This is a genomic window from Allobranchiibius sp. GilTou73 (assembly GCF_021391335.1).
Taxonomy (GTDB): Bacteria; Actinomycetota; Actinomycetes; order Actinomycetales; family Dermatophilaceae; genus Allobranchiibius; species Allobranchiibius huperziae.
The window spans coordinates 3096605-3108864 of sequence record NZ_CP090051.1; the positions used below are offsets into that span (position 1 = coordinate 3096605).

The following is a 12260-nucleotide window of genomic DNA, read 5'->3' on the forward strand; positions in this document are numbered from 1 at the left end:
CGGTATGACGCGGCCCGGTCAGTAACCGGCCTCGCAGATCAGGTGCAGGTTGGACCGCAGCGAGGCGGGCACGGCGCAGCCGACCCCCGCCGTGCCGAGCGTGACGACGGTCCACCGACCGTCGACCCGGTGCAGCGCGACGAACGCGTCGTCGGTGCGCTGGTCGATCGGGTGCACCACGGCCGATGCCCACGACGTGTTGGCCGAGGCGACCCGGATCGAGCGCACGGAGACGTCGGACGCCGGCACGTCCCCGAGCAGGGCGCTGTGGTCGATGGCCGACGTGATCGCAGCGCTCGTCGTGATCCCCCGATGGGTCACGACGGCGGGCGACGTGCGGTGAACGACAGCCGTCGTCACACTGGTCACGCTTGTTGTGTGCTTCACCGGATGTGCCGCCGGGGTCGCCTGAGCCACCGAGACCGCCCCCGCCGCAGCGATCGCCACAGCCACCGGAACCACACACATCGCACGCTTCATCTGCTGTCCTACTCCCTTGCTCTGCGACCGAAGGGCCGCTTCCCCGAGTACGCCGGCGATGTCCGCCGGCACATGGTCAGACGCACGAACCCCCGAAGAGGTTGTCTCGCCCGCGGGTTCGAGACCGAACCGTGACACCAGCGGGCAGGATGAGGGCGTGGCCACCGGGGAGATCACCAGCAGTCGGGCGCTGCGGAGCAGGATCGCCCGCGGAGACTCGCTGAGAGGGCTGCGGTTGCAGGACGTGGACCTGCGCGACGCCATGTCCGATCTGCTGGCCATGACCGACCTGACGGGTCTGGTCGTGCTGGGCGGCGTGGTCCCCGATGCGCTGGTGGTGCATCTGCGCGCGGCGGGCGCGCTGGTCTTCCCGCCCGACCCGTCGCTGCCGGTCAACCCCTACCGCTCGCGGCTGTACGAGCCACGCGAGCTCTACGCAGGGCTGGCCGCCCACGGGTACGCCGGGACGCCGGACCGGCGCGCGTACGACTGGCTGCTCGACCCGGCCACCGCGCACGACGCGTACGCGACGGTGATACGGGCGATCCACGACGACTCGATCGACGATGCTCTGGACGAACGGCTCGAGGGACGGCACGTGGTGGGCGTGATGGGCGGGCACGACGAACCGCGCATCAGCCCGGCGTACGCCGACGCCGCTGGTCTCGGGCGCACCCTCGCCCAGTCGGGGTGCCTGGTGCTGACCGGAGGCGGCCCCGGTGCCATGGAGGCGGCGAGCCTCGGCGGCTGCGTGACCGATGAGGCCGCCCTGCGGTCGGCCCTGCAGGAGCTGGCGAGCGTGCCCTCGTACCGGCCGGACATCGGGCGGTGGGCATCGACCGCCCTGGCGGTGCGCGAGCGCCACACCGACGCGGTGCACCGGGCCCGGGTGATCGCTGTCCCCACCTGGTACTACGGCCACGAACCGCCGCACGTCTTCTGCGCGGGCATCGCCAAGTTCTTCAGCAACGCGCTGCGAGAGGACACCCTCCTCGCGCGCTGCGACGCCGGCATCGTCGTCCTGCCCGGCGCGGCCGGCACCGTCCAGGAGATCTTCCAGGCGGTCACCCGGATGTACTACGCCACGCCCTCCGACGCCACCGATCCCCTGCCACCGCTGGTGCTCGTCGGCGAGCGGCAGTGGACCCGCGACGTGCCGGTCTGGGAGCTGCTGAAGACCCTCGCCGCCGACCGCCCGATGTCCGCTGCCGTGCACCTGGTGGACTCCACGCAGGATGCGGCCGAGCTGATCCTGCGACGAAGCGGCCGACGCTGAGGCTCTGGGTCAGGCGGTAGAGGCCGCCAGCTGCCCGCAGGCGCCGTCGATGTCCGAGCCGCGGGTGTCGCGCACGGTGGTCGGGATGCCGCGGGCGCGCAGCCGCTCGACGAACTGCTGCTCGACTCCGTGCCGCGACGCGGTCCACTTCGAGCCCGGCGTCGGGTTCAGGGGGATCGGGTTGACGTGCACCCAGCCGCTGCCGCGGGCGGCGAGCTTCTCCCCCAGCAGGTCCGCGCGCCAGGCGTGGTCGTTGATGTCGCGGATCAGCGCGTACTCGATCGACACCCGACGTCCGGTCTTCTCGTAGTAGCGGTACGCCGCGTCGAGGGCCTCGTCGACCGACCACCGGTTGTTGATCGGCACCAGCTCGTTGCGCAGCTCGTCGTCCGGGGCGTGCAGCGACAGGGCCAGCGTGACCGGGATGCCCTCGGCGGCGAGCTTGTCGATGGCGGGCACCAGCCCGACGGTCGACATCGTGATGCCGCGGGCACTCATCCCGAGGCCCGAGGGCGGCGGCTCGACCAGCCGACGGATCGCGTCGATGGCGCGCCGGTAGTTCGCCAGCGCCTCGCCCATGCCCATGAACACCACGTTCGACACCCGCAACGGCGACTCCCGGTCCTCGTCGACGCCCCCGGGCAGTTGGCCCGACCGCAGCATCCGGGCGCCCGCGACGACCTGCTCGACGATCTCGGCGGTCGACAGGTTGCGGGTCAGCCCCTCCTGGCCGGTGGCGCAGAACGGGCAGTTCATCCCGCACCCGGCCTGGCTGGAGATGCACATGGTCACCCGACCCGGGTAGCTCATCAGCACCGACTCGACCAGAGCACCGTCGAAGAGGCGCCAGACGCTCTTGATCGTCTGGCCGTCATCGGCCTCCAGCGTGCGCACCGGCGTGAGGAGCGGCGGCATCAGCTCCTGCACCAGGCTCGCCCGCTCCGCCTTCGGCAGGTCGGTCATCTGCGCCGGGTCGTCCACGAAGTGCTCGAAGTAGTGGGTCGACAACTGGGCTGCCCGGAAACCCTTGTGCCCCAGCGCCTCGACGGCCGCCTTGCGACCGGCCGGGTCCAGATCGGCCAGGTGCGTCGGCGGCTTGGAGCGCCGGGGCGCGGTGAAGGTCAGCTGCCCCGGCGTGGGACGCGGGGTCGGGGCGGGCAGATCGACGGTCGGCATACGACCATCGTCCCAGGTGCGGGCCGAGCCGCGAAAACTCCCAGCCCTCGCGGATCAGGAGACGAACGGGGTGAGGATCGCCCAGACGACCGGCACCGTGATCAGCAGCGAGTCCAGTCGGTCCATCAGGCCGCCGTGGCCCGGGATCAGGTTGCTCATGTCCTTGATGCCGAGGTCGCGCTTGATCATCGACTCGCACAGGTCGCCGACCGTCGCGGTCACGACAGCCAGCGCCCCGAGCAGCGCGCCGACCCACCATCGCCCGTCGAGCAGCAGGGCGACCGACAGAGCTCCGGCCAGGATGCAGCAGGCAACCGACCCGCCGAAGCCCTCCCACGACTTCTTCGGCGACACGCTGGGGGCCATCGGGTGCTTGCCGAAGACGACGCCGACCGCGTAGCCACCGACGTCGCTGGCGATGGTGACCAGCACGAAGGTGACGATGCGCAGCGGCCCGTTGTGCTCGTCGAGCAGCAGCATCGCGAAACCGACCAGGGCGGGCACGTAGAGCACCACGAAGGTCCCGCCCGCGGCGTCCTGGACGGCCGACTCCTCGTCGCCGAAGGACCTCCAGACCACGACCACCAGCACCGCGAGCACGACCGACGAGGCGAGCGCGACCGGTCCCCACTGATAGGCGATCACCGGTACGGCGGCCGCCGCGACGAGCGTCGGAACGGCCGGCGGGTAGATCCGGCCGTGCTGCATCGCGCGCAGCAGTTCCCACACCCCGACGACCGAGGCGAGCGTCGCCAGTGCGACGAAGAACTCCTTGCGGATGAAGAGGGAGGCGAGCACCAGGACGCCGAGGAGGACGCCGACACCGACCGCGGCGTAGAGGTTGCGACCCGCCCGCGGAGTGGGGTTGCTCTTGTCGGCGGTGGCGCCGACGGGCGCCGCGTCGGAGCGGCCCGCTCGTGCGTCCCGTCGGGTCAGCGGTCCGGGAGGCGGCGACTGATCGGGCATGGGCAGGGTGGGGTGGAGCGCGCTCAGACCGAGAGCAGCTCCGACTCCTTGCTCTTCATCATCTCGTCGACCACGTCGACGTACTTCTTGGTGGTGCTCTCCAGCTCCTTCTCCGCGCGGGAGCCCTCGTCCTCGCCGACGTCGCCGTCCTTGACGTGCTTGTCGATCTCTTCCTTGGCACGCCGGCGGATGTTGCGGATGGACACCTTGGCGTCCTCGCCCTTGTTCCGGGCCAGCTTGATGTAGTCGCGGCGCCGTTCCTCGGTCAGCTGGGGCAGCTGGATCCGGATCAAGTTGCCGTCGTTGCCGGGGTTGACGCCCAGATCAGACTCGCGCAGCGCCTTCTCGATCGCGGCCATCGAGCCCTTGTCGAAGGGCTGGATGAGCACGGTGCGCGCCTCGGGCGTCTGGAACGACGCGAGCTGCTGCAGCGGAGTCGGGGCGCCGTAGTAGTCGACCAGCAGCTTGTTGAACATCCCCGCGTTCGCACGGCCGGTGCGGATGCCGGAGAAGTCCTCCTTGGCGACCTCGACGGCCTTCTCCATCTTCTCCTCGGCGTCGAAGAGACTCTCGTCGATGCTGCCGTCCATAGTGGGGAACTCCTTCGATACTGCGTGGTTGAGGGTGGGCGTCGTACGACCGAGGGGTCAGGCCGGCGACACCAGCGTGCCGATCCTCTCACCCTGCAGCGCGCGTGCGATGTTGCCCTGACCCTCCATGCCGAACACCACCATCGGCAGCTTGTTCTCCGCGCACAGCGCGAATGCCGTCTGGTCCAGCACCTTCAGGTCCCGCTCGACGGCTTCGCCGTAGGTGAGCTCGTCGATCCGGGTCGCGGCGGGGTCAAGCTTCGGATCGGCCGTGTAGACCCCGTCCACGCCGCTCTTGGCCACCAGCACCACGTCGCAGCGGCTCTCCAGGGCACGCTGCACGGCGACGGTGTCCGTGGAGAAGAAGGGCATGCCCATCCCCGCACCGAAGATCACGACGCGGCCCTTCTCCATGTGGCGGATCGCGCGGCGTGGGATGTACGGCTCGGCGACCTGGCCCATGGCGATGGCCGTCTGCACCCGGGTGTCGACGTCCTCCTTCTCGAGGAAGTCCTGCAGGGCCAGGCAGTTCATCACGATGCCGAGCATGCCCATGTAGTCGGCGCGGACCCGGTCCATGCCCTTCTGCTGCAACTGGGCGCCGCGGAAGAAGTTGCCGCCGCCGATCACGACGGCGATCTGCACGCCGGAGCGCGCAGCGACGGCGATCTGCTCGGCGATGTCCTTCACGACGTCGGGGTCGACCCCGACGGCTCCCCCGCCGAAGACCTCGCCGGACAGCTTGAGCAGTACCCGAGCCGGGCGGTCGATGGGGGTCTGGGTGGTCACGTGGTTACTCCCGAGTGATCGGCGTCCAGGGGTCGGTAGATACTTCCACAGATTCTCGAAGTGCTGCCACGCCGACCTCCGTGGCAGGCGCCGGGCTGCGCCGGTGCAGGAGAATGACCGCAGCGCCAACTACCCACCCCGACCGCGTACGCCGGTGCCGGAAAGTGACCGAACTGCCGATTCCAAGGCCCTGGGACGCAGAAACCGCGCGGGACACAAGGGCTGACCCTCGTGTCCCGCGCGGTTTGACGCATCAGGTGCGGTGAGGAAGACCCCGAGCCTTCTCGGCGTCTTCATCACACTTCGCTGCGGGCGCGCCTCGCTACGCTCGGCACACCCTGCGCTGCGTGTTTCGTCAGACCCCGACCTTGAAGCGGACGAAGTTGACAATCTGCACGCCCGCCTCGTCGGCGACCTTCGCGACGGTCTTCTTCGGCTCCTTGGCGAACGGCTGGTCGTGCAGCACGTTCTCCTTGAAGTAGCCGTTGACCCGTCCCTCGATGATCCGCTGCAGGGCCTGCTCGGGCTTGCCCTCCTCGCGGGCCGTCGCCTCGGCGACGCGGCGCTCGTTGGCCACGGTCTCCTCGTCGACGTCGTCGCGGTGCAGCACCGTCGGGCTGAACGCCGCGACGTGCATCGCGACGTCGCGGGCGGTCTGCTCGCTACCGCTCGCACCGACCAGGACACCGATCTGCGCAGGCAGGTCGGGGCTGGTCTTGTGCAGGTACGCGGCCACGACGGGGGCCTTGACACGGGCCACCCGCTTGATCTCGATCTTCTCGCCGATAGTGGCGTTGGCGTCGTCCAGCAACTCCTTGACGGTCTTGCCGTCCTCGCCGGTCGCCACCAGCAGGCTCTCCGCGTCCGCGGCGCCCGAGGAGACCGCGACCTTCAGCACGGCGTCCGCGAGGTCGCCGAACTTCGCGCTCTTGGCCACGAAGTCGGTCTCGCAGAGCAGTTCCACGAGCGTGCCGACGCCGTCACCGGCGGAGGCGGCCACGAGGCCGTTCTCCGTCGTGCGGCCCTCACGCTTGGAGACGCCCTTCTGGCCCTTGACCCGCAGGATGTCGGTCGCCTTGGCCTGGTCGCCGTCGGCCTCGTCGAGCGCCTTCTTGACGTCGAGCATTCCGGCGCCGGTCGACTCGCGCAGCGCCTTGATGTCAGCGGCGGTGTAATTCGCCATAGCTATGCCTCGCTCCTTCGCGAAGAGTCGTGAAAAGTGGGTACGACGAGCGAACGCTCAGGCGCCCGCGGTGTCGCCGGCCGGTGCCTCGGTGGACGCGGCCTCGGCAGCCGGAGCCTCGGCAGCGGCCGCAGCCTCACCGGTGGTCTCGGCAGCGGCAGCTGCGGTGGCGGCCTCGACACCCGCGGCGTCACCGGTGGTGACATCGGCGTCGGCGGTCTCCACGGCGGCCTGGGCCGTCTGCGACGGACCGGCAGCGGTGTCGGTGTCGGCGGCAGCGGCCTGGGAGTTCAGCAGCTCCTGCTCCCACTCGGCCATCGGCTCGGCAGCCTCGCCCTCGCCGGAACGACCCTGCGAACGGGTGATGAGACCGTCGGCGACGGCGTCGGCGACCACGCGGGTCAGCAGCGTGACGGAGCGGATCGCGTCGTCGTTGCCCGGGATCTTGTAGTCGACCTCGTCGGGGTCGCAGTTGGTGTCGAGGATCGCGATGACCGGGATGTTCAGCTTCCGAGCCTCGGTGACAGCCAGGTGCTCCTTCTTGGTGTCCACGATCCAGACGGCCGAGGGGACCTTGGCCATGTCGCGGATACCGCCGAGGGTGCGCTCCAACTTGACCTTCTCGCGGTTCATCACCAGAAGTTCCTTCTTGGTGCGACCGGAGCCGGCGACGTCGTCGTAGTCGATCTCCTCGAGCTCCTTCAGCCGCGCGAGGCGCTTGCTGACGGTGCCGAAGTTGGTGAGCATGCCGCCCAGCCAGCGGTGGTTGACGTAGGGCATGCCCACGCGGGTGGCCTGCTCGGCGACCGACTCCTGGGCCTGCTTCTTGGTGCCGACGAACAGGATCGTGCCGCCGTGCGCCACGGTCTGCTTGACGAAGTCGTAGGCCTCGTTGAGGTAGGTCAGCGACTGCTGCAGGTCGATGATGTAGATGCCGTTGCGCTCGGTCATGATGAAGCGCTTCATCTTCGGGTTCCAACGGCGGGTCTGGTGCCCGAAGTGGACGCCGCTCTCGAGGAGCTGGCGCATTGTGACGACGGCCATGCCGAAGTCCTTTCGTCGTATGTTTCCAGTTGTCTTCCACCGGCACGGGTGCGCCGGTGAACCTGGTGTCCAGACGACCCGGACCGCTCGCCCAGCAAGTGCTGTGCGGACGGACTGACGGGTGCGCCCCGGCATGCACCTCCCGGAGGAAGCGCGGCGCCGGACGTGGACACGCGAATTCGACCCTCGCCACATCACCCGAGGTGATCTCGCCAAGGCCGTGGATCCAGTGTATGGCGCACGCGGGCCGTGGAGCGAATCGGCCCGCCTAGCATGGCGGGATGACTGCTCCCCCGGTGCCGCTCGCGCCCCTGGTCGCGCGGATGCGCGGTTTCGGCGAGACCGTCTTCGCCGAGATGACCCAACGCGCGGCCGCGGCGGCGGCGGTGAACCTCGGCCAGGGGTTCCCCGACGCGGACGGCCCCCAGGAGGTGCTGGACGCGGCGAAGGGTGCCATCGACTCCGGCCAGAACCAGTACCCGCCGGGCATCGGTGTGCCGGTGCTGCGGCAGGCGATCAGCGCCCACCAGCGACGGTTCTACGGCCTGCACGTCGACCCGGACACCGAGGTCCTGGTCACCGCGGGGGCCACGGAGGCCATCGCCGCCACCATCCTCGCGCTCTGCGAGCCGGGTGACGAGGTCGTCACCTTCGAGCCCTACTACGACTCCTACGCCGCCTCGATCGCGCTGGCGGGCGCCGTACGCCATACGACGCTGCTCGCCTTCCCCGACTTCGCGGTCGACGAGGACGCGTTGCGCGCGGCGTTCTCGGACCGGACGCGGCTCGTGCTGCTCAACACCCCGCACAACCCCACGGGCAAGGTCTTCAGCCGCTCCGAGCTGGAGTTGATCGCGTCTCTGGCCCGCGAGCACGACGCCGTGGTCGTGACCGACGAGGTCTACGAGCACCTGGTCTACGACGGCGAGCACATCCCGGTCGCGACGCTGCCGGGCATGGCCGAGCGCACCCTCACCATCGGCTCGGGCGGCAAGACCTTCGCCACCACCGGCTGGAAGGTCGGTTGGGTGCACGGCCCGACGCAGCTCGTACAGGCCGTCCGCACGGTGAAGCAGTTCCTCACGTTCGTGGCCAGTGGACCGTTCCAGCCGGCGATCGCCGTCGGCCTCGGGCTGCCCGACCGCTTCTTCGCCGAGTTGAGCGACACCATGCGACGTCGACGCGACCTGCTCGTCGAGGGGCTGCGGCGGCTGGACGTGCCGGTCAGCGTGCCCGCGGGCGGCTACTTCGTCATCGCCGACCTCGCCCGCTTCGACCCCGACGCGCTGCGGTTGTGCCGGGCCATGCCGACGCAGGTCGGGGTGGCAGGCGTGCCGGTGAGCGCGTTCATGGACAGACCCGCCGACCCGGCCGCCGAGGTCGCTGCTGCGTCGCTCGTGCGGCTCGCGTTCTGCAAGCAGGACGACGTCCTGGCCGAGGGCGTACGGCGACTGGCCCACCTGGCGGACTGAGCGGGTCTACGTTCGAGCGATGAGCGATCACGCGGTGCGAACGGTGCTGTCCGGGATGTCCTACACCGAGTGCCCGCGGTGGCACCAGGGTCGGCTGTGGTTCGTGGACTTCTATCTGCACCAGGTGTATTCGGTCGCCGAGGACGGTTCCGACCTGCGGGTCGAGGCGGACGTGCCGGCCCAGCCCTCGGGGCTCGGCTGGCTGCCGGGCGGCGATCTGCTGGTGGTCTCGATGAAGGACGCCAAGATCCTGCGCCGGACCGCGGACGGGTCGCTCGTGGAGCACGCCGACCTGGCGCGCCATGTGGCCGGGCTCCCCAACGACATGGTCGTCGACGGGCAGGGCCGGGCGTACGTCGGCAACTTCGGCTTCGACCTGATGTCCGGCGACGACATCGAGACGGCTCCCCTCCTGCGGGTCGACCCGGACGGCTCCGTGACGAAGGTCGCCGACGATCTGTGGTTTCCCAACGGCAGCGTGATCACCGACGACGGCCTCCTGCTGGTGGATGAGACCTTCGGCAACCGGGTGTCCGCCTTCGACATCGCCGCCGACGGGTCGCTCGGGCCCCGCAGGGACTGGGCGAAGTTCGGCGAACTGCCGACGGCGCGCGACCTGGCGACCGCCGTACCCCAGGGCGTCGTGGCGCCCGACGGGTGCGGGCTCGACGCCGAGGGCTGCCTCTGGATCGCGGACGCCAGCCATGGACGCGTCGTCCGGGTGCGCGAGGGCGGCGAGATCCTCGACGAGGTGCGCCCGGGCACGGGGGTGTTCGCGTGCATGCTGGGCGGGTCCGACGGCACCACGCTCTTCATGTCGTGCGCACCGGACTTCGACGAACACGCCCGAAGCGTGGCCCGCGGGGCACAGATCAAGGCGGTCACCGTGTCGGTGCCGCGTGCCGGCCGCCCCTAGTCCGCTCGTCCACATCCCCCTCGGCGATCCACAGGCGCCCGCGTCGCCCATGACCGTTCAGGCGCTCCGCATCCACGCTGCTGCCCATGGATCTGATGCTGGTGCTCGCCACCGTGTGGTCACTGTTGGCCGGCCCCGCCGCGGTGCCCGCTCCCACCACCGGCTACGTCTGGCCGCTCGACCCGCGACCGAGCCTCGTGCGCGGGTACGACGCGCCACCGCAGCCCTGGGCGGCCGGGCACCGCGGGGTGGATCTGCTGGGTCGCCCCGGTCAGCCGGTGCTCGCCGCCGGTGACGGAGTCGTGCTCTTCCGCGGGGCGGTCGCCGAACGCGGGGTCCTCACGGTCGCGCACCCGAACGGGTGGCACACGACGTACGAGCCGGTCACCGGCGGTCTCGCGGTCGGGACGCAGGTGCGTGCCGGTCAGCAGATCGCCACCCTCACCGCGGTGCAGAGCCACCGCGCGCCGCGGGCCTGTCTGCACTGGGGGCTGCTCGTCGCGCCGGACGTCTACCGAGATCCGCTCACCCTGCTGCGGGCTCTCGTCCCGATCCTGGTCCCGCTGACACCGTGACGATTCCCGCGCACGCGCGGGACCGGCACCCGTCGTCGGACGAGTGCCGGTCCGCTGCTGCCGTTCGATCTGTCAGTGGTTCGCCTGGAACCAGGGCTGCGCCCACCCGACGTAGTGCTCGCCCCACTTGCTCTTGATCTCAGCGATCGTCGTCGTCGTGTACGTGCCGTTGCCGTGGATGTCGTTCGAGGCGAACTTGCCGCCGCCGAGCGAGATCATCACGTGCCCGAAGCTGCTGCTGTGGAAGAACGCCAGGCCGCCCGCGGGGACCGTGGTGTCACCGCTGTGCTTGTACTTGCCCGGGATGGCCGCCCAGTGCGAGTTGGCGGACTGCGAGCCGCTCGCGCCGAATCCGTAGGCGAGGGCCACGACGTGGTCGCACCGGTGGGCGTAGTCCGAGCTGCTCCGGCCGAGGTGGGCCTTGGCCCACGCCACCGCGGCACCACACGAGTGCGGGTCGTTGAGACCCTTGGTCGAGCAGCCCTTGGTGGACGTCGGCGGGGCGGGGGTCTTGCCGCACTGCGGCGCGACCCGGCCGTCGCTGCCGGTCTTTACGTACGTGTCGGAGACGTAGCCCTTACCGACCTTGTCCCACAGGGTGCTGGTGCCGTAGATACCCGTGACCTTCGATCCGTTGGTCTGGCAGGAGATCGTCACCTTGGCACCGTTGGCGTAGCTGCCGGTGCTGCGCGCCGAGGTCGACGCCGACGCACGTGCCGTCAACGGAGACCCGTGGGTGTGGACGGTGCCCGCGTGACCCGCGGCGGAGGCAGCTCCGCTGAGGGCCAGCAGGCCGGCCGCGCCGATGCCCGCGACGGCTCCGGCTCGGGTGGCGTACTTCGTGATAGTGGTGGTGCTCATGATCGTGCTCCTTTGTGACGGTTGGGTTCTCGGGGTTGACGTGGTGATGTGACGCAGCGAGTCGCGTTCAGGTTTCACACAGGTCGGACGACGTACGGCATGAGGTCCGAGCCCGGTGCGCTCAGCGCGGCCTCACGGACGCTGTGGCTGTCGCGAGGCACATCAGCCTCGAGAATCCGTCCCTTGCCGAGGTAGATCGCGACGTGGTGGGTGCTCGATCCGCTGCCCCAGAAGACGAGGTCGCCCCGCTGCATCTGGGATCGCTTGACCCGGTGCGCGTGCGCGTACTGCGCCGTGGTGTTGGAGCCGACGTCCACGCCCGCGCCCTTCCAGAACGCGTAGAGGGTGAAGCCGGAGCAATCGAAACCGAACCGGTTCGAGTCGTGGTAACCGCTCGGGGAGGTGCCGACGCCGTACGCGGGGCCGCCCTTGCCGCCCGCACCCCAGGAGTAGGTGAGGCCCTTGCCGGTCTGGGACTTGGCGGCCGCGATGACCCGGTCGACCTTCTGTGCGTGGGTGCCGCCCTGCGGCCCGCGCGGGCCATCGATCCGGCCGTAGCGCTTGGACGCCAGCGAACCGTCGTCCTGGGCGCACTTGGACATCCCGGACACGTAGCCGTCGGTGCCGGTGGTGAGGTACTTGTCCGGCACCCAGAGCTTGTCGGTCGTCTTGTCCCACAGCGTGCCCTTGTGAGCGGCCTGACAGGTGACGGGCACCTGGTGGCCGGCCTTGTACTTGTCGACGACGGCGCCCTTGGCGTTGGCGCTGTCCCCGATGTGCTGGCGCCCGTTGAGCGTCACCTTCGCCGGGAACGATCGGGTGGCCGCGTCGGCGCTCATCCCGTGGCCGACCGTGGTGACCCCGATGGCGGCGGTCAGGCCCGCTACCGTGAGGATCCGAAGCGGTGTTCTGGTGCTGGTGCGGATGGACAT

General features: G+C 70.0%; 13 protein-coding genes. 4 read left to right on the forward strand and 9 right to left on the reverse strand.

Annotated features, from left to right (window positions below; genetic code table 11):
• Positions 1–18: 18 nt before the first annotated feature.
• Positions 19–369, reverse strand: coding sequence for a hypothetical protein (locus LVQ62_RS15260; RefSeq protein WP_233762864.1), 351 nt, complete (start codon positions 367–369; stop codon positions 19–21).
• A gap of 268 nt (positions 370–637) precedes the next feature.
• Here LVQ62_RS15260 and LVQ62_RS15265 point away from each other — a divergent pair, with 268 nt between their 5' ends.
• The gene (locus LVQ62_RS15265) at positions 638–1756 is read left to right on the forward strand and encodes an LOG family protein (protein ID WP_233762866.1); all 1119 of its coding nucleotides are present in this window, start codon (positions 638–640) and stop codon (positions 1754–1756) included.
• Between the two features lie 9 nt (positions 1757–1765).
• On the opposite strand, the gene rlmN is transcribed toward LVQ62_RS15265, so the two are convergent.
• From rlmN to rpsB, 6 genes are all read right to left on the reverse strand, one after another.
• Positions 1766–2932: a 23S rRNA (adenine(2503)-C(2))-methyltransferase RlmN gene (gene rlmN, locus LVQ62_RS15270; RefSeq protein ID WP_233762868.1), complete on the reverse strand. Its 1167-nt coding sequence runs from the start codon at positions 2930–2932 to the stop codon at positions 1766–1768.
• A gap of 54 nt (positions 2933–2986) precedes the next feature.
• Positions 2987–3898 carry a phosphatidate cytidylyltransferase gene (locus tag LVQ62_RS15275; RefSeq protein WP_233762869.1) on the reverse strand — a complete coding sequence of 304 codons (912 nt, stop codon included), beginning with the start codon at positions 3896–3898 and terminating at the stop codon, positions 2987–2989.
• A 23-nt stretch (positions 3899–3921) separates the two neighbouring features.
• Positions 3922–4488 (reverse strand): ribosome recycling factor, encoded by a 567-nt coding sequence (frr, locus tag LVQ62_RS15280; RefSeq protein WP_179479812.1) that lies wholly within the window; start codon positions 4486–4488, stop codon positions 3922–3924.
• A gap of 57 nt (positions 4489–4545) precedes the next feature.
• Complete coding sequence (gene pyrH, locus LVQ62_RS15285) at positions 4546–5277, reverse strand: UMP kinase (RefSeq protein WP_233762871.1); 732 nt, start codon at positions 5275–5277, stop codon at positions 4546–4548.
• A 355-nt stretch (positions 5278–5632) separates the two neighbouring features.
• Positions 5633–6460: a translation elongation factor Ts gene (tsf, locus tag LVQ62_RS15290; protein ID WP_233762873.1), complete on the reverse strand. Its 828-nt coding sequence runs from the start codon at positions 6458–6460 to the stop codon at positions 5633–5635.
• Between the two features lie 57 nt (positions 6461–6517).
• Positions 6518–7504, reverse strand: coding sequence for a 30S ribosomal protein S2 (gene rpsB / locus LVQ62_RS15295; protein ID WP_233762875.1), 987 nt, complete (start codon positions 7502–7504; stop codon positions 6518–6520).
• Between the two features lie 281 nt (positions 7505–7785).
• Here rpsB and LVQ62_RS15300 point away from each other — a divergent pair, with 281 nt between their 5' ends.
• The 3 genes from LVQ62_RS15300 (at position 7786) to LVQ62_RS15310 (ending at position 10467) form a co-directional block, all read left to right on the forward strand.
• Positions 7786–8976: a pyridoxal phosphate-dependent aminotransferase gene (locus tag LVQ62_RS15300; protein WP_233762877.1), complete on the forward strand. Its 1191-nt coding sequence runs from the start codon at positions 7786–7788 to the stop codon at positions 8974–8976.
• A 19-nt stretch (positions 8977–8995) separates the two neighbouring features.
• Positions 8996–9892 carry an SMP-30/gluconolactonase/LRE family protein gene (locus LVQ62_RS15305; protein ID WP_233762879.1) on the forward strand — a complete coding sequence of 299 codons (897 nt, stop codon included), beginning with the start codon at positions 8996–8998 and terminating at the stop codon, positions 9890–9892.
• Positions 9893–9978: 86 nt separating this feature from the next.
• Complete coding sequence (locus LVQ62_RS15310) at positions 9979–10467, forward strand: M23 family metallopeptidase (RefSeq protein ID WP_233762881.1); 489 nt, start codon at positions 9979–9981, stop codon at positions 10465–10467.
• 72 nt (positions 10468–10539) lie between these two features.
• Here the strand turns inward: LVQ62_RS15310 and LVQ62_RS15315 are convergent, their stop codons facing one another.
• A complete protein-coding gene (locus LVQ62_RS15315) occupies positions 10540–11328 on the reverse strand; it encodes a hypothetical protein (protein ID WP_233762883.1) in 789 nt (262 codons plus the stop codon).
• A 74-nt stretch (positions 11329–11402) separates the two neighbouring features.
• Positions 11403–12260: a C40 family peptidase gene (locus LVQ62_RS15320; RefSeq protein ID WP_233762884.1), complete on the reverse strand. Its 858-nt coding sequence runs from the start codon at positions 12258–12260 to the stop codon at positions 11403–11405.